Source organism: Micromonospora sp. NPDC018662, assembly GCF_044391475.1.
Taxonomy (GTDB): domain Bacteria; phylum Actinomycetota; class Actinomycetes; order Mycobacteriales; family Micromonosporaceae; genus Micromonospora.
Genome location: NZ_JBISAC010000006.1, coordinates 324,119 through 340,539, shown reverse-complemented (window position 1 = coordinate 340,539; position 16,421 = coordinate 324,119). Strand labels below are relative to the sequence as shown.

Below are 16,421 nucleotides of genomic sequence, written 5' to 3'. Positions count from 1 at the left end.
AGATTTCGAAACAGGGGGCAACGTAGGCGCTGCTTCGACAGTCGTCTAGACAAGAACCGTCACCAGGAGGAACCACCATGTCCCGAGTCCAGCTCGCGCTGCGGGTGTCCGACCTCGAAGGCTCCGTCGCGTTCTACGCCAAGCTGTTCGGCGTCGAGCCGGCCAAGCGTCGGCCCGGCTACGCCAACTTCGCGATCGAGAACCCGCCCCTGAAGCTCGTGCTCCTGGAGGGTGCGGCCGACCAGCCCACCGTCCTGGACCACCTGGGGGTGGAGGTGTCCAGCACCGACGAGGTCGACGCCGCCACCCGGCGCCTCACCGAATCCGGCCTGATCACGCTGGCGGAGAACGACACCGAGTGCTGCTATGCGTTGCAGGACAAGGTGTGGGTGCGCGGCCCCGGCGACGAGCGCTGGGAGGTCTACACCGTGAAGGCCGACTCGTCGCGGCTGGAGAAGCCCGCCGAGAGCGAATGCTGCCCCCCGGCCGCCGAGGAGGCCCCCACGGGCCCGGTGGCGTCGGCGCGCTGCTGCTGACGGCGGGGGCCGGCCCGAGTCCAGTGCAAAAAACCTGCAAACGCCAGGTCTTGCCTTGAGCGAAAGCGCTTTCCTACGATTGCGTTACATCGATGTTTCATTTGCGAGCCGGGCCTCGCAAATGAAGGAGAAGCGCTGGCGACGCGCCTGATCGCGTTGCCGCCATTCACCTTTCCGGTTCGGCTGACAACCGCTGCACGGCGGTGAATTCGGCATGCTCGAACACGAAGTGAGGCGTTCATGAGAAGACCTGTCGCACTGCGACTTCAGGCGACGTTGGCGACGGCGGTGGTGGGCGTCGGGGCAGGTTTCCTGCTGCCCACCCCGCAGGCGTCGGCGGCGGCCGGGACCGCCACCGGCTTCGCGACCCAGAACGGCGGGACCACCGGCGGCGCGGGCGGGCAGACGGTGCGGGCCACCACCGGGACCGCGATCCACGCCGCGCTCTGCAACCGGGCCAGCAGCAGCACCCCGATCACCATCGAGGTCTCCGGGACCATCAACCACGGCAACACCACCAAGGTCTCGGGTTCGAGCTGCAACACCGCGGCCGGCGTGATCGAGCTGAAGCAGATCAGCAACGTCACCATCATCGGGGTGGGCGGCGGCGCGGTCTTCGACCAGCTCGGCATCCACATCCGCGACTCCCGCAACATCATCATCCAGAACGTCACGGTGCGGAACGTCAAGAAGTCGGGCTCGCCCACCTCCAACGGCGGCGACGCCATCGGCATGGAGAGCACGGTCCGCAACATCTGGGTCGACCACGTCACGCTGGAGGCGTCCGGCGGGGAGGCGGAGGGCTTCGACGGCCTCTTCGACATGAAGGACGACACCCAGTACGTGACGCTGTCCTACAGCATCCTGCGCAACTCCGGCCGCGGCGGGCTCATCGGCTCCAGCGAGAGCGACCGGTCGAACAGCTTCATCACGTTCGACCACAACCTCTACGAGAACATCGACTCCCGTACGCCGCTGCTGCGCGGGGGCGTCGCCCACATGTACAACAACCACTACACGGGGCTGCACGAGTCCGGCATCAACTCCCGCGCCGGGGCCCGGGCCAAGGTGGAGAACAACTACTTCCGCAACTCCAAGGACGTGCTCGGTACGTTCTACACCAACGAGCGCGGCACCTGGCAGGTCAGCGGCAACATCTTCGACAACGTGACGTGGTCCGCCCCGGGCAACGAGAACTACCCGGCGGGCCCGAACCCGACGTCCACCACCACCGTCGCCATTCCCTACTCGTACCGTCTCGACGGGGCGAGCTGCGTGCCGGACATCGTCCGGCAGACGGCGGGCGCCAACACCGGCCTGCGGGTGTCGGACGGCAACTGCACGCCGCAGTCCCCGCCGCCGACCACGCCGACGCCGACCACGCCCGCGCCGACCACCCCGCCGCCGACGACCACGCCGCCGCCGTCCGGCGGGACCAACCTGAGCCTCGCCTCGGGCGCCGGCGCGGACGGCTCCAGCAAGGCCGACGGCACCAGCTACGGCAACGTGCGCGACGCGAACCTCGGCACCTGGTGGTCACCGTCCGGCTCGACCGGCACCATCTCGATCAAGTGGGGCTCCGCCACCCGGGTGTCTCGGGTGGTCATCCGGGAACCGTCCGGCACCCAGGGCTCGATCGGGTCCTGGCAGCTCGTCAACAACGACACCGGCGCGGTCCTCGCCTCGGGGAGCGGGGCGGGCTCGATCAGCTTCGCCGCCACGTCGCTACAGAAGATCAACTTCAAGATCAACAGCTCGAACGGTACGCCGAGGGTCGGCGAGTTCGAGACGTACGCCAGCTGAGGGCCGGCGCGGGGCGGGGGCGGCGGATATGGCCGCTCCCGCCCTCGCCCGTGCCCGGGTCGCGAGGGTGGCGCGGACCGCTCAGCGGGCGGCGCCGCTGGTCAGGCAGGCGGGCCAGCCGTGTTCGAGCAGGTCGGTGACGACGTCGAGGACCTGGCGGGCGTCGGTCGAGGCGTGGGCCAGGTCCGGGATCTGCAGGATGTAGTGGGCCAGCAGGTGGGCCGTGGGGTCGTCGGCGGGCAGCCCGGTCTCGTCGACGATGGCGGCGACGAGAGCGGGTTGAGCCGACGTCCAGCCGCGCAACGCGTAGTCGCTCAGTTCGGGGGTGGCCCGGATGAGGTCCAGGATGCGCTGCTCGTCGGCGGAGAGATCCGGCGCGAACGGGCCGCGACGGGCCAGGTGGTCGTGCAGGGCGCGGGGGATGGTCTGGCCGGCGGGGCGGTGCCGGACCGCGTCGACGACGGCGGCGTGGCGATCGGCCCGGTTGCCGGGGAACAGGAGGCTCGCCTTCCCGTCCGGGAAGTGGGCGAACACGGTGCCCGGTGAGACGTCGGCGGCGTCGGCGATCTCCCGGACGCCGACGTGGTCGTAGCCGCGCTCGGTGAACAGCGCCAGCGCGGCCCGGGTGATGGCCTGACGGGTCTGCTGTTTCTTGCGCTCGCGCAGGCCGGCTGGACGGGTGGGGGTCGGCGGCCCGCCGGCGGGCGAGGTGGGGCGCCGCGGTCGGTCCCGTTCGGGGGCGGGCCAGCCGCGGCTCATCAGGTCGAGGGCGGCGTCGAGTTCGCCGTGCGGATCGTCCCGGCGGGGCCGGGTCCGCTCGAGGACGAAGCGAGCCAGCGCGCGCGCCGCGGTGTCGGCGCCGGGAGCGTCGGGGCCCGCCTCGCGGATCGCCTCGGCCAGCGCCTCCTCGTGCTGCCGCCGGATCCGGCGCCAGTGGTCGTTCAGCGCCGGCGTCCCGGCGATGAGGTCGACGACGGCGCCGGCGTCGGGATCGCCGGCCCGGCGGAGGGTGTGGTCGCGCAGCCACCGCCGCAGCGCCTCCGGCGCGGGCGTGCCGTCGGGGCGGTCGCGGACGGCGGCGACCAGGCCCTCGCGTACGTCGTCGTCCTCGTCGAAGACCAGGGACTCCTTGGTGGGGAAGTGCGTGAACAGGCCGCTCATGGACACGTCGGCCGAGTCGGCGACCTCCCGGACCGTCACGTCGTCGAAACCGCGTTCCAGGAACAGCCGTCGGGCCGCGTCGGCGATCGCCTGGCGCGTCCGGGCCTTCTTCCGCTCGCGGCGGCCCACGGTGACGTCGGTCATGGACGCCATGGTACCCAGTCGGCAGAACAGACCTTAAAGTGAAGCTGTTATAGTTTTGCAGCGACATCAAAAGTGCTCTTGTTCGTCTTGGAGAGGACCGCCATGACCCCCCACCACCCCATCGCGATCATCGGGGCCGGCCTCGGCGGCCTGACCCTGGCGCGCGTCCTGCAGACCCGAGGCATCCGCGCGACCCTGTTCGACCTGGAAGCCGGACCGCAGGCCCGAACGCAGGGCGGCATGCTCGACATCCACCAGGACTCCGGGCAGGCGGCACTGCACGCCGCCGACCTCTACGGCGGTTTCGAAAAGATCATCCACCCGGGTGGGCAGGCCCTGCGGCTGCTGCACCGCGACGGCACTGTCGCCCTGCACCAGGAGGACGACGGCAGCGGCGACCGCCCCGAGGTCGACCGCGGGCAGTTGCGCGACCTCCTGCTGACCTCGCTGCCCACGGGCACCGTCCGGTGGGGCGCCAAGGCCACCGCCGCGCGTGCGCTGGGCCGTGGTCGCCACGAGGTGACGTTCGCCGACGGCGCCGTCATCACCACCGACCTGCTGGTCGGCGCCGACGGCGCCTGGTCCCGCGTCCGGCCGCTGGTCTCCCCGGCGATCCCGGCCTACACCGGCGTCTCCTTCGTCGAGCTGGACCTGCGGGATGCGGACACCCGCCACCCCGGCGCCTCCGAACTGGTCGGCGGTGGCTTCTTCATCGCGCTGGACGGCCGGCGCGGCTTCCTGGCGCACCGCGAGACCGACGGCAGCCTGCACGTCTACGTCGCGCTGCGAACCGGCGAGGGCTGGCTGGACGACATCGACGTCACCGACCCCGCCGGCAGGTCCGCGCTGCTGGCCCGGTTCACCGACTGGGCCCCCGCCTTCCGGGACCTGATCGCCGCCGCCGACGGCCCGCTGGTGCCGCGCCGCATCCACGCCCTCCCCGTCGGCCACCGCTGGCCCCGGGTGCCGGGCGTGACCCTGCTGGGCGACGCCGCACACGTGATGTCACCGTTCGCCGGCGAAGGCGCCAATCTCGCCATGCTCGACGGCGCCCGACTCGGCGAGGCCGTCGCCGACCACCCCGACGACGTGGAAGCCGCCCTGACCGCCTACGAGGAGGCGTTGTTCCCGCGCAGCGAGTCCGCCGCCGCCGAGTCCGCCGCCTCGTTGGAGCTGATGTTCGGTCCCGACGCCGTGACCCGCCTCGCCGCCCTGTTCACCGGACACCGGCCGAACTGACGGCGCTGTCGAGAGCAGCCCGGACGGGCCGGGCGTGCGGATGCGCGTTCCCATCCGCACGCCCGGCTCGGGTCACAGGGTGAGCACCACGGTGGAGATGCTGCGTGCGCCGACGTTCACGGAGACCTGGCTCCCGTTCACGCCGACCGTCTGGCTCGCCGCGCTCGCGTTCTGCGAGGTGGCGACGTACTCGGCCTTGGCGACGTTCTGCGGCGCCTGGATGACGGCGTTGTTCACCGCGCTGGTCGACCGGTTGAGGATGACCAACGTGACCTTGCCGTCGCCCTGGTAGGCGGTCACCTCCAGCGGAGACGCCTTGCTGCTCTTGGTCAGGCCGACCCGTTGGTAGCCGGGGCGGACGTACTTGGCGTACTGGGAGAACGCGTAGCCGCGCTTCAGCGGCGCGCCCGCCGTGGTGCCGTACGCGGCCTCGCCGTCACCGATGAACGAGTAGTAGCGCTTGCCGTACCACCAGACGTAGGCGCTCCAGTTGGACTCCATCGACTTGTGCACGGTGCGCATGATGTCGTCCAGCGTCTCGTTCCACACCGTCGCGTTGCTGGGGTTGCCCCAGATGTTGGAGCCGCTGCCGTCGGCCTCGTGCAGGTTCCACTCGGTCATCCACACCGGCTTGTTGTACTGCTGCGCCAGCGGGTACGGCTTCAGCCGGCCGGCCCCCTCGGTGCCGTAGAGGTGCCCGCCGATGTAGCCGATGTTGTTGCGGGCGGCCGCGTCGTTCAGCGTCGGGTCGGTGTAGCTGTAGTTCAGGTTCACCGCCTCGGCGACCATCAGCTTGGTGTTCTGCACCTTCGCGCCCTGCTCGCGCACGAAGGTCTGCAACTCGGTGCCGCTCCAGTCCATCGAGTCGTAGTCCGGGTGCCAGTCCGGCTCGTTCTGCACCGAGGTGACGTCGATGGTCACGCCCTGGTTGCGCATGTACTGGACGTAGCTGTTCAGGTGGTTGGCGTAGTCGTCGTAGTAGTCGGTCTTCAGCTTGCCGCCGTTGGTGCGGCTGTTGTTCGTCTTCCAGGCCGCCGGCGCCGTCCAGGGCGACGCCATGATCTTCACGTTCGACCCGTACGACTTCGCCGTCTTCAGCGCGCTGACCTGCGTTCCCCACTCGCTCGACACCGGCGAGAGGCCGGTGCGCACGATGGACAGGCCGAGCTGGTTCGGGCCCAGCCCGACCAGCGTCTGCGTCTCCGCCGTCGACCACGCGCCACCCCAGATCGACACCGCCGCGCCGAACCCGTCCACGGTCTGGTACTTCGTGGCGGTGTTCACCGTGATGTCCGCCGGCCCGTTCGGGGGCGGGGTGGACGGCGACGACGTCGGGGTCGGCGTGGGCGTGGGCGAGCTGGTCGGCGACGTGGTGGGGGTGGTGGTGCCGCCGGTGCAGGTGACCCCGTTGAGCGCGAAGCTGGTGGGGGTCGGGTTGCTGCTGGTCCACGCGCCGTTGAAGCCGAACGACGCGGTGCCGTTGGTGGGGATGGCGGCGTTGTAGTCGACGTTGCGGGCGGTGACGTTCGCGCCGCTCTGGGTGACCGTGGCGCTCCACGCCTGGGTGACGGTCTGACCGGCGCCGTAGGACCAGGTCAGTGTCCAGCCCGACACCGGGTCGCCGAGGTTGGTGATGGTGACATTGGCGCCGAAGCCGCCCTGCCACTGCGACGCCACCGCGTAGTTCACCGCACAACCGGCGGCCGCGGCCCCGGCCGGCATCGCCACGGCGGCCGCCGCCGAGGCCAGCAGCACCGTGCCGGCCGTCACCAGCGCGGTACGAGGCAGTCTGAGTCTTCTCATCGAATCTCTCCTCGTCCGACTAGCGTTGCAGGGTCAGCAGGCCGGGGCGGTACGGCAGGAGGCCGTAGTCGCCGCCGGAGTTGGTGGCTCGGCCCTGGTAGAGCAGTTGCAGGTTGCACGGGTCGACGGTGAAGGTCTGGTCGGCGGTGGTGCGGACCAGTTCGCCGTGGCTGATGTCGTTGGTCCAGGTGGCGCCGCTGTTGGCCTTGCCGGCGAAGGGGTTGCTCTCGGTGGCCGCGTTCGGCGTCCACGTGCCGTTCAGGCTGGTGGCGGTGAAGGAGCGGAAGTAGCGGCCCTGCGCGCCGATGGCCTCGACGATCATGAGGTAGCGGGTCTGGCCCTGGAGCTTGTAGACCTGGACGGCCTCGAACAGGTTGTTCGTGGTGTCGCTCATGATGGTGGTGTAGGTGGAGCCGAAGTTGCCGGGGAAGTTCCCGATCGGCATGCTGGCGCGGTAGATCTTGCCGTTGTCACCGGCGAAGAACAGGTACATGTTCTGGTCGTCGGCGATGAGCGTCTGGTCGATCGGGCCGGTGCCGGAGCCGGAGATGCTGCCGGTGAACAGCGGCTGCGCCGCCGACCAGCCGTTGGGGTTGGTCGGGTCGGACGAGGTCTTGTAGGAGAACGCCGTGCCGCCCCACTGGTAGGCGAGCACCCAGATGTTGCGCGGGGCGAAGTAGAACAGCGTCGGCGCGACGGTGCCCTGGTTCATGCCGTTCTGGCTGGCCGAGGCCATGTCGGACCAGTTGGTGAACGGGCTGAAGTTCATCGAGCCCCACGACGAGCCGAAGTCGTGCGTGGTCGCGTACACCAGGTGCTTGCCCTGATAGGGCACGACGGTGAAGTCCTTCAACGACGCCCAACCCGACTTCGGCTGCGCCAGCGCACCGGTCGAGGACCACCGGTACGACGACGGCAGGGTGCACGTGCCGCCCGGCGGCGGCGTGGTGGGCGGCGGCGTGGGCGAGCTGGTCGGTGAGGTGGTGGGCGACGAGGTGGGTGAGGTGGTGGGGGTGGTGGTCCCGCCGGTGCAGGTGACGCCGTTCAGCGCGAAGCTGGTGGGCGCGGGGTTGCTGCTGGTCCAGGCGCCGTTGAAGCCGAACGACGTGGTGCCGTTGGTGGGGACGGAGCCGTTGTAGCTGACGTTCTTGGCGGTGACGTTCGCGCCGCTCTGGGTGACGGTGGCGTTCCACGCCTGGGTGACGGTCTGGCCGGCGCCGTAGGACCAGGTGAGCGTCCAGCTCGACAGCGGGTCGCCGAGGTTGGTGATGGCGACCTCGGCACCGAAGCCGCCGCCCCACTGGGACGACACGGTGTACTTCACCGAACAACCGGCGGCTGCCGCGCCGGCCGGCAGTGCCGCGACGACGCCGGCCGAGGCCAGCAACGCGACACCGGCCGACACCAGGCCGACATTGGCCGCTCTGGATCTGGACATAACGCTTCCTCCTGTGGTGGTGGCGGCTTGCGCATTCGCGGGGGCGATTGTGTTGTGAGCGTTAACAGCCGCGTCAGGTATGTTACGGGAGCGCTCCCATCACCTCAACGAGAGAAATTCTTCGATGTCCCAGCAGGCCCGGTGATCATGCAGCCCCGGGGGAGAAGGTCAGGGGGTGCTGGTGCAGGGGGTGCCGTCGGCGGTGCAGGACTCCGGGGCGTCGTGCAGGGGGTCCGGGTCCCGGACGTCGAAACGGATGGTGGCCGAGCCGTTGGGCGGCAGCTCGGTGCCGGTGAACGTGACCACGGTGCCGTCCTGTGTGGCCTCGGCGCCGTTTACCGAACCCACTGTGGCGCCGTCGCCGAGCGTCACGGTCACCGTCCACTCCGGTCGGCTCGCCGGGCCGGGATTGCGCAGCACCACCTCGCCCCGGTAGCCGAAGACCCGGTCGGTGACGGTCTGGTACGTCGCGGTCAGCCCGACGGCGGCGGCCGACGGCGTCGGGCTCGGCGTACGGCTGGGGGAGCGGGACGGCGACGGCGAGGGGGAGGCGCTGCGGCGGCTGGCGCTCGGCGTGGGCCGGGCGGTCGTGGGCCGCGGCGACGCGGCGGGCGTGGTGGTGGGCCGGACCAGCGCCGGCGGCGACGACGGCGGGGCGGCCGGCGACGGCGGGGCGTCCCGGGTCGTCCACAGTGCCGCCCCGGCGGCGCCCGCGAGCAGCGTCACCGCGCCGGCGGCCAGCAGGACCCGCCGCCGGGGACGGCCCCGCTCGTCGTCGAGCAGCCGGACCACCGGCAGTTCCGCGGTCAACCCGCCCTCGGCGCGGCGCAGGTCCACCTCCTGGAACGCGAGCCAGTCGAGGATCGCCGGCAGCCGCCCGGTCAGCGCCCGTTCGTGCTGCTCGGCGCGGGCGTCGGCGTCCCAGTCGCCCTCCTCCAGCACCTCGCGAACGGAGAGCCGGGTGCCGTGCGCGCTGGGCGTCAGGTCGCAGGCGAGCCGGGTGGCCCGGTTTCCCTCCCGGCACCGCACCACCAGCCGTCGGGGCGCGCGTGCCTCGACCAGTTCCACCTCGGTGTCGGCGTCGTAGCCGGGCAGCGCCGCGGTCGCCAGGGTCCAGTGGTCGTCCCGCGGGGTGCTGTCGGCGAACCACTTGGCCAGCAGCGCCCGCTCGGTCAACGCCGGCCAGATCCGGGCGGGTTGATGGAACAGGTCGACCTCGGTGGCGATCTCGATCACCCGGAGACTCTACGGCCCGGGTCGGCCGGCGAACCCGCGCGGTCGGGTCACTCCGACTCGCCGTCGTGCCACCGGGCCCGCCAGGCGGCCGCGCTCTCCTCGGCGCTGGCCCGCTCCTCGCGTACCGCCCGGCAGCGCCACCCGGCCGTCCGCGAAGACCACGGTGGCCCGGCCACCCATCCGCAGCCGTCGCGGCACCGAACCACCGGTGTGAGGGACCATCTTGAGCGTGTGGGGCGCTACCGGCTGGTGCGCTGCGTCGGCCAGGGCGGCATGGGGCGGGTGTGGCTGGCCCGGGACGAGCTGCTCGACCGCGATGTCGCGGTCAAGGAGGTGCTGCCCCGGGCCGGCTCGTCGCCGCAGGAGACCGCGGAGCTGCACGACAGCACCCTGCGCGAGGCGCGCGCCGCCGCCCGCCTGGACCACCCCAACGTGGTACGTGTACACGACGTCATCACCGCCGACGGCCGGCCCTGGATCGTCATGCAGTACGTCCCGTCCCGCTCGCTGCACCGGATCGTCACCGACGACGGCCCGCTGCCGCCCCGGGTGGTGGCCCGCATCGGCGTCGAGCTGGTGGAGGCGCTACGCGCGGCGCACCGGGTCGGGGTGCTGCACCGCGACGTGACCCCGCGCAACGTGCTGGTCACCGCCGACGGCCGGGCGTTGCTCGGCGACTTCGGGGTGGCCGCGGTGGAGGGCGCGGCGGCGCTGAGCCGGTCGTGGGGGATCACCGCCACCCCGCAGTACGTGGCACCGGAGCGGGTCCGCCAGGGCCTCTCCTCGCCCGGCACCGACCTCTGGGCGCTGGGCGCCACGCTCTACACCGCGGTCGAGGGGCGACCACCCTACCGACGCGACGGCACCATGGCGACATTGCTGGCCATGGCGACCGAGCCGCCGGACCGGATGCGTCGCGCCGGCCCGCTCGCTCCGGTCGTCGCCGGCCTGCTCGCCCGGGACGAGCGGCAGCGGCTGACCGCCGGGGAGGCGGCCCGGATGCTGCGTCGGACCGCCGGACTCGACGGTCGCCGTGGCCTCGGCCGGCTCCGCCCGCCGCCTCGGTCCGCCGAGGGGGTGGACCGTCGGCCGGCCGATGCGCCGCCGCCGTCACCCGCCGCCGGAGCGGATCGGACGCGGCCCACGCCGGCGGCGGACGTCACGCGGGCCCTGCCGTCGGGCGAGGTCGTGCCGGCTGCGGACGTCACGCAGCTGCTGCCCTCGGGTGAGGTCACCCAGGTTCTTCCGTCGGGTGAGGTCACCCAGGCCCTGCCGGCGGGAGACGTCACCCAGGTGCTGTCGGACGGTGGTCGTGGTTCCCGTGGGGCGGACGCCGTACCGGAGCACGACGTCCCATCGCTGGGCGGGCCGGACCGGCGTACCGGATGGCGTTCCGCGGCCACCCTGGCCACGGTGCTGGTGGCGCTGGCGGCGGCCGGCGGGGTGGCGGTCGGCGGCGTACGGACCGTGCTCGGGGAATGGCGGGACGGCACCGGCGGCCCGGCCTCGACGACGGCCGAGCCGGGCCCGACCTCGGCCGGTTCGGCTCCGCCCGGCCCGACGCGCGCCGGGGCGAGCCCGCCGCCGGTCGGAGCGGTCGCCGAGCCGGGCGCGCCCTGCCTCACCCGGCCGGCCGGTTCGGTGCCGGTGGCCGCCGGCGGGGCGCCGGCCGGTGGCAGCCGGTTGCCGACCGGCTGGGTGTGGCACCGGGACCGGGCCGGCTTCGCCGTCGCCCTGCCGGCGGGCTGGACCCGCGACGTCGACGGCGCGGTCGTCTGCCTGCGGGACCCGGCCGGGACGCGGGTGCTGGCGGTGCAGGTCGGGGGTGCCCCGGCGGCGGACCCGAGCGGGTCGTGGCGGCGCGAGGCGGAACGGCTACGCGCGGCCGGCGGCCTGCCCGGATACGAGCGGATCAGCATCGGCCCGGTGATCCGGCCCGGTGGCGCGGCCGAGTGGGAGTACCGCTGGGACGGTCCCGGCGGCCGGCTGCACGCCCGCCGCCTGGTCGCCAACGGCACCGGGTCCGGCAGCCGGCACCGCCTGGTCTGGGTGACCGCCGACGAACGGTGGTCGGCGGAGCAGGAGGCCTACCGGGTGGTGCTGGCGAGCTTCCGCCGCCCCGGGTGAGCGGCGACCCATCCGGCCGTCGGGTCGCTCCGAATGCCTGACACGTCCCGGCGCCGAGGCCGGGACCGGTGACGAGGAGAAAGCCGTGAGACTGTCCCGAACCCTGCTGGCGCTGCCGGCGGCGGCGCTCGTACTCAGCTTCCCCGGTGTGGCGCACGCCGACGAGAGCGTCCGGGTGGCGCTGCTGGACCTCAACGAGACCGGGGCCCGCGGCACCGCCACGCTGACCGCGACCGACGGTGGTGACCTGCGGGTGCGGATCACCTCCACCGGGATGACGCCGAACTCCCCGCACGCGCAGCACATCCACGGCGCGGTCAACGGCATGGACTTCCACTGCCCGGACAAGTCCGCCGACACCGACGGCGACGGCTACGTCAGCACCGAGGAGGGCCTGAAGATGTACGGCGACATCTTCATCTCGCTGACCACCGCCGGTGACACCACCCGGGCCAGCGGGCTGGCGGTGGACCGGATGCCCAAGGCGGACGCGCAGGGCCGGCTGACCTACGACCGGGTCATCCCGGCCGCCGAACTGCCGGCCGGCACCATCGCCCACCTCAAGGACCTGCACCTGGTGCAGCACGGCATCGACGCCAACCGCAACGGCAAGTACGACATGGCGGCGCTCGGCGAGTCCACGTTCGCCAAGTCGGTCGGCGTCAACGGCATCCCGGAAGAGGCCACCGACCCGGCCACCTGTGGCATGGTCAGCGGCGCGGCCGCGGGTTCCGTACCGGCCGGCGGAGTGGCCACCGGAGACGGCAGCACCGGGGCGACGCCGACGGGCGGGTACGTCGCGGGCGGGCTGGCGTTGCTCGGTGCGGCCGGCCTGGTGGTCGCGCGGCGTCGCGCCGGCCGGCAGGGCTGAGCCGGCCGTGGACAGCCCGCAGGACCGTACGGCCACCGGCCCCCGCCGCGGGCGGGTCGCGCTCGCGGCGGGGGTGGGCCTGCTCACCCTGGCCGCCGCGGCCACCGTCGGCCTGGCCGTGACCCGGGCGGACGACCACCCGCCCGAGGTGGCGCTCCCCGCGGCGACGAGCCAGCCGCCGACGCCGCGCCCGGTGGGACGCGCCGGCGAGTTGACCAGCGGGCCGCTGATGGCGTCGTCCCCGCCGGTGCGCATCCGCATCCCGGGCCTGCGGGTGGACGCGCCGATCGTGCCGCTCGGACTGGGCCCGGACGGCGCGATGCAGGTGCCGGACAGCGCGACCGAGGTCGGCTGGTTCACGGGGGCGCCGACGCCGGGCTCGCTCGGCCCGGCGGTGCTCGCCGGGCACGTGAACTGGAAGGGGCGGGAGGGCTCCTTCTTCGACCTGGCCCGGCTGCGTCCGGACACGCCGCTGACCGTGACGCGGCGCGACGGCAGCGCCGCCACGTTCGTCGTCACCCGGGTCGAGCAGCACCCGAAGGACAGGTTCCCCAGCGACGACGTCTACGGTCCGACCGATCACGCGGCGCTGCGCCTGATCACCTGCGGCGGCGAGTTCGACCGCGAGCGGGACAGCTACCGCGACAACGTCATCGTCTACGCCCGGCTGGCCCGCGCGCAGCCGGCATAGCCGGCGCCGCGAGTGTGGCCGGCGGTACGGGCGTGGCCGTAGCCGGCGGTGTCGGCGCGGCGAGGGTGGGCGGGTCAGCCGGCGTGGGCGGGGGCGGCCGGGGTGGCGTGGGCGAGCACGTCGCGCAGCACGTCGCGCAGCGGCGCGTCCGGGTGCTCGATCCACTGCTGGGCGGCGACACGGAGCGTGGCCAGGAACGTGGCGGCCAGCACCCGCGCCCGCAGCGGAGCGTCGGCGCCGGTGAGCCGGCGGGTGATCTCGGCGGACAGCTCCCGCTCGATGGCCGTGTACGCGCCGACCTGGTGGGCCGCCAGGCTCGGGTGGCCGTGCAGCCGGCGGCGCCGGTTCAGCCACGGCTCGGCCGGGTCGTCGTACCCCTCGTCGGCCTGGGCCAGCGCGGCCCGGGTCAGCGCGGCCCAGGGCGGCAGCCCGGCGGGCTGCTCCGCGACCAGCTCCAGCATCCGGCGCAGCCGCATCGTGTCGCCGTGGAAGAGCGCCTCCTCCTTGCCGGCGAAGTAGTTGGAGAACGTGCGCCGGGAGACGTTGGCGGCGTCGGCGATGGCCTCGACGGTGACCCGGTCCGGGCCGTGCTCGACGGCCAGCCGCAGAGCCGCCTCGTGCAGCGCCAGGCGGGTGGCCGCCTTCTTGCGCTCCCGGAGCCCGGTGCACTCGTCCATGGCGGCCAGCGTACGTGATCCTTTTCTCAACGGGCAAAGTTGCCTGTTGGGCAACGTTTGTTGATGATTGCTTGAGGCAACCAAGCGGCCACCCCCATCCGACACCCCTGGAGGACGCGCGATGAGCGCACCCACCGCGCCGGCCGAGGCCGCGCCCATGAGCCGGCGGCAGACGCTGGAGGCACTCAGCGGTCTGCTGCTGGTGCTCTTCGTGGCCATGCTGAGCAGCACCGTCGTCTCGACGGCGCTGCCGAAGATCATCGGCGCGCTCAACGGCTCGCAGACGCAGTACACCTGGGTGGTCACCGCCACCCTGCTCACCGCCACGGCCACCACCCCGATCTGGGGCAAGCTCGCCGACCTGTTCAGCAAGAAGCTGCTGATCCAGGCCGCCATCGTGGTCTTCCTGGTCGGCTCCGTCGCGGCCGGCTTCGCGCAGAGCGCCGGTCAGCTCATCGCCGCCCGGGCCTTCCAGGGCATCGGCGTCGGCGGTCTCCAGGCGCTGGTCCAGGTGGCCATCGCGGCGATGATCCCGCCGCGCGAGCGCGGTCGCTACAACGGCTACCTGGGCGGCGTCATGGCGCTCGCCACGGTCGGCGGCCCGCTGCTCGGCGGCCTCATCGTGGACACCTCGTGGCTCGGCTGGCGCTGGTGCTTCTTCGTCGGCGTACCGGTCGCGATCATCGCGCTGTTCCTGCTCCAGATCACGCTGAACCTGCCCACCGTGCGCCGGCAGAACGTCAAGATCGACTACCTGGGCGCCACGCTGATCGCCGCCGGGGTCAGCGTGCTGCTGATCTGGATCTCCTTCGTCGACGACTCGTTCGCCTGGCTCTCCTGGCAGACCGGCGCCATGGTCGGCGGCTCGGTGCTGCTGCTGGCGCTCGCCGTCCTGGTCGAGTCGCGGGCCGCCGAGCCGGTGGTGCCGCTGCACATCGTCCGCGAGCGCACCACCGCGCTGGCCATCCTGGGCAGCCTCGCGGTCGGCATGGCCATGTTCGGCGGCGCGGTCTTCCTCGGCCAGTACTTCCAGATCGGCCGCGGCTACAGCCCCACCGAGGCCGGCCTGCTCACCATTCCGATGATGGCCGGCGTGCTGATCTCCTCGATCGTGGCCGGCCGGATGATCACGAACAGCGGGAAGATCAAGCCGTACATCGTGTTCGGGTCGATCGTGCTGGTCGCCGGATTCGCGCTGCTCGGCACCATCGACCACGAGACCTCGCTGGTCATCGTCGGCGTGGCCATGTTCGTCGTCGGCGTCGGCGTCGGCATGACCATGCAGAACCTGGTGCTCGCGGTGCAGAACACCGTCGCGCTGAAGGACATCGGCGCGGCCAGCGCCAGCGTGGCCTTCTTCCGGTCGCTCGGCGGCACCATCGGTGTCTCGGTGCTCGGCGCGGTGCTGGCCCGGCGGGTCACCGACCGGATCACCCACGACCTGGCCGCGGCCGGCATCCCCACCACCGGCGGTGGCGGCAGCACGCTGAACCTCGATGCGCTGCCCGAGCCGGTACGGCAGATCGTCCGGGCCGCGTACGGGGACGCCACCGGGCACATCTTCCTCATCTCGGCGGCGATCGCGGTCGTCGGCGTGGTGGCGGCGCTCTTGCTGCGCCCGGTTACCCTTCGCTCCAGCCTCGATCTTCCGGACCCCGGTCGATCGGTGGCGGTGGGTGCCGACGCGGTCGACGGAGCGCCCGCGTTCGACGGGGTGGGCGCCGACCCGGCCGGCCGGGAGGAACACGCCCGACGCTGAGCCCGTACCCCAGGGCCGTCGCCGACCCCGGCGGCGGCCCTGGTCCGTGCCGGTCGGCGGGCGGACCCAGGCGAAGGAGGAGCGTTGGACACCATGGGGGGCGGGTCCACGTCCGGTGGCGCGCTACGCCGGGCGGCCCGGGAACTGGCCCTGGTCGCGGTGCTCTTCCTCGCCTACAAGGCGGGCCGGCAACTGGTCGCCGGGCGGGACGGCACCGCGCTGGCCAACGGGGAGCGGATCTGGTGGCTGGAACGGGTGCTGCACCTGCCGGACGAGGCGCTCGTGCAGGTGCCGCTGCTGGCGCACGAGCTGCCGGTGCGGCTGGCCAACAGCTACTACGCGTACGTGCACTTCCCGGCCACCGTGCTCTGCCTGGTCTGGCTCTACCTGCGCCGGCCGGCCCACTACCGCTGGCTCCGGCGGGCGCTCGCGGCGCTGACCGGCGCGGCGATGGTGCTGCACGTCTGCGTCCCGCTCGCACCGCCGCGGCTGACCGCGCTCACCCACCTGGTGGACACCGGCAGCCGGTACGGCCCCACCGTCTACGGGCCGCCCGACGCCGACCAGCTCAGCAACCAGTACGCTGCCATGCCCTCGCTGCACGTGGGCTGGGCGCTGGCGGTGGCGGTGGCGCTGGTGGCGGTCACCGCCGGGCGATGGCGCTGGCTCTGGCTGGCGCACCCGCTGGTCACCATGATCGTGGTCGTCGGCACCGGCAACCACTACTGGCTCGACGGGTTCGTCGCGGTGGTCCTGCTCGGACTGATCCTGGCCGCGCTGCCCCGACCCGCCGCGCCGGACCGGCATCCGGTGCCGCCGACGGCGGAATCGCCGCGACCGCACGTGGTGCCACCGCCGCGCCGCGCCGGCCGCCGCCGGACCACGAAGGTCCCGACGGCGGCCGACGTCCGGCTCCGGCCACCCGGCCGGGTCTGA

Annotated in this window: 14 protein-coding genes; 8 read left to right on the top strand and 6 right to left on the bottom strand. The window is 72.8% G+C overall.

What is annotated here, in order from left to right; translation table 11 throughout:
* Nucleotides 1-77: 77 nt before the first annotated feature.
* Together ACH495_RS19685 and ACH495_RS19680 are read left to right on the top strand one after the other, a co-directional pair.
* Complete coding sequence (locus tag ACH495_RS19685; RefSeq protein ID WP_396859178.1) at nucleotides 78-536, top strand: ArsI/CadI family heavy metal resistance metalloenzyme; 459 nt, start codon at nucleotides 78-80, stop codon at nucleotides 534-536.
* A gap of 240 nt (nucleotides 537-776) precedes the next feature.
* Nucleotides 777-2,339 carry a polysaccharide lyase family 1 protein gene (locus ACH495_RS19680; protein ID WP_396859177.1) on the top strand — a complete coding sequence of 521 codons (1,563 nt, stop codon included), beginning with the start codon at nucleotides 777-779 and terminating at the stop codon, nucleotides 2,337-2,339.
* A gap of 81 nt (nucleotides 2,340-2,420) precedes the next feature.
* Here the strand turns inward: ACH495_RS19680 and ACH495_RS19675 are convergent, their stop codons facing one another.
* A complete protein-coding gene (locus ACH495_RS19675; RefSeq protein ID WP_396859176.1) occupies nucleotides 2,421-3,644 on the bottom strand; it encodes a TetR/AcrR family transcriptional regulator in 1,224 nt (407 codons plus the stop codon).
* Nucleotides 3,645-3,746: 102 nt separating this feature from the next.
* Between ACH495_RS19675 and ACH495_RS19670 the strand changes: the two genes are divergently transcribed.
* Nucleotides 3,747-4,883 carry an FAD-dependent oxidoreductase gene (locus tag ACH495_RS19670; RefSeq protein WP_396859175.1) on the top strand — a complete coding sequence of 379 codons (1,137 nt, stop codon included), beginning with the start codon at nucleotides 3,747-3,749 and terminating at the stop codon, nucleotides 4,881-4,883.
* Nucleotides 4,884-4,955: 72 nt separating this feature from the next.
* Here the strand turns inward: ACH495_RS19670 and ACH495_RS19665 are convergent, their stop codons facing one another.
* From ACH495_RS19665 to ACH495_RS19650, 4 genes are all read right to left on the bottom strand, one after another.
* Nucleotides 4,956-6,686, bottom strand: a complete 1,731-nt coding sequence (locus tag ACH495_RS19665; RefSeq protein ID WP_396859174.1) for a cellulose binding domain-containing protein — start codon at nucleotides 6,684-6,686, stop codon at nucleotides 4,956-4,958.
* 19 nt (nucleotides 6,687-6,705) lie between these two features.
* The gene (locus tag ACH495_RS19660; RefSeq protein ID WP_396859173.1) at nucleotides 6,706-8,124 is read right to left on the bottom strand and encodes a non-reducing end alpha-L-arabinofuranosidase family hydrolase; all 1,419 of its coding nucleotides are present in this window, start codon (nucleotides 8,122-8,124) and stop codon (nucleotides 6,706-6,708) included.
* A 168-nt stretch (nucleotides 8,125-8,292) separates the two neighbouring features.
* Nucleotides 8,293-9,360: an SRPBCC domain-containing protein gene (locus ACH495_RS19655; protein WP_396859172.1), complete on the bottom strand. Its 1,068-nt coding sequence runs from the start codon at nucleotides 9,358-9,360 to the stop codon at nucleotides 8,293-8,295.
* 47 nt (nucleotides 9,361-9,407) lie between these two features.
* Nucleotides 9,408-9,536, bottom strand: coding sequence for a hypothetical protein (locus ACH495_RS19650; protein ID WP_396859171.1), 129 nt, complete (start codon nucleotides 9,534-9,536; stop codon nucleotides 9,408-9,410).
* Nucleotides 9,537-9,591: 55 nt separating this feature from the next.
* On the opposite strand from ACH495_RS19650, the gene ACH495_RS19645 reads away from it, so the two are divergent.
* The 3 genes from ACH495_RS19645 (at nucleotide 9,592) to ACH495_RS19635 (ending at nucleotide 13,049) form a co-directional block, all read left to right on the top strand.
* Nucleotides 9,592-11,487 (top strand): protein kinase, encoded by a 1,896-nt coding sequence (locus ACH495_RS19645; protein WP_396859170.1) that lies wholly within the window; start codon nucleotides 9,592-9,594, stop codon nucleotides 11,485-11,487.
* Between the two features lie 85 nt (nucleotides 11,488-11,572).
* Nucleotides 11,573-12,358: an LPXTG cell wall anchor domain-containing protein gene (locus ACH495_RS19640; RefSeq protein ID WP_396859169.1), complete on the top strand. Its 786-nt coding sequence runs from the start codon at nucleotides 11,573-11,575 to the stop codon at nucleotides 12,356-12,358.
* Between the two features lie 7 nt (nucleotides 12,359-12,365).
* The gene (locus ACH495_RS19635; RefSeq protein WP_396859168.1) at nucleotides 12,366-13,049 is read left to right on the top strand and encodes a class F sortase; all 684 of its coding nucleotides are present in this window, start codon (nucleotides 12,366-12,368) and stop codon (nucleotides 13,047-13,049) included.
* 74 nt (nucleotides 13,050-13,123) lie between these two features.
* On the opposite strand, the gene ACH495_RS19630 is transcribed toward ACH495_RS19635, so the two are convergent.
* Complete coding sequence (locus tag ACH495_RS19630; protein ID WP_396859167.1) at nucleotides 13,124-13,726, bottom strand: TetR/AcrR family transcriptional regulator; 603 nt, start codon at nucleotides 13,724-13,726, stop codon at nucleotides 13,124-13,126.
* A 121-nt stretch (nucleotides 13,727-13,847) separates the two neighbouring features.
* On the opposite strand from ACH495_RS19630, the gene ACH495_RS19625 reads away from it, so the two are divergent.
* Together ACH495_RS19625 and ACH495_RS19620 are read left to right on the top strand one after the other, a co-directional pair.
* Complete coding sequence (locus tag ACH495_RS19625; RefSeq protein WP_396859166.1) at nucleotides 13,848-15,485, top strand: MDR family MFS transporter; 1,638 nt, start codon at nucleotides 13,848-13,850, stop codon at nucleotides 15,483-15,485.
* 93 nt (nucleotides 15,486-15,578) lie between these two features.
* Entirely contained in the window at nucleotides 15,579-16,421 is an 843-nt protein-coding gene (locus tag ACH495_RS19620; RefSeq protein ID WP_396859242.1) for a phosphatase PAP2 family protein, read from the top strand.

What these genes read in the sequence shown, in the direction of transcription:
- ACH495_RS19685 (WP_396859178.1), top strand. Translation starts at nt 78, where the DNA reads ATGTCCCGAGTCCAGCTCGCGCTGCGGGTGTCCGACCTCGAAGGCTCC.
- ACH495_RS19680 (WP_396859177.1), top strand. Translation starts at nt 777, where the DNA reads ATGAGAAGACCTGTCGCACTGCGACTTCAGGCGACGTTGGCGACGGCG.
- ACH495_RS19675 (WP_396859176.1), bottom strand. Translation starts at nt 3,644, where the DNA reads ATGACCGACGTCACCGTGGGCCGCCGCGAGCGGAAGAAGGCCCGGACG.
- ACH495_RS19670 (WP_396859175.1), top strand. Translation starts at nt 3,747, where the DNA reads ATGACCCCCCACCACCCCATCGCGATCATCGGGGCCGGCCTCGGCGGC.
- ACH495_RS19665 (WP_396859174.1), bottom strand. Translation starts at nt 6,686, where the DNA reads ATGAGAAGACTCAGACTGCCTCGTACCGCGCTGGTGACGGCCGGCACG.
- ACH495_RS19660 (WP_396859173.1), bottom strand. Translation starts at nt 8,124, where the DNA reads ATGTCCAGATCCAGAGCGGCCAATGTCGGCCTGGTGTCGGCCGGTGTC.
- ACH495_RS19630 (WP_396859167.1), bottom strand. Translation starts at nt 13,726, where the DNA reads ATGGACGAGTGCACCGGGCTCCGGGAGCGCAAGAAGGCGGCCACCCGC.
- ACH495_RS19625 (WP_396859166.1), top strand. Translation starts at nt 13,848, where the DNA reads ATGAGCGCACCCACCGCGCCGGCCGAGGCCGCGCCCATGAGCCGGCGG.
- ACH495_RS19620 (WP_396859242.1), top strand. Translation starts at nt 15,579, where the DNA reads ATGGGGGGCGGGTCCACGTCCGGTGGCGCGCTACGCCGGGCGGCCCGG.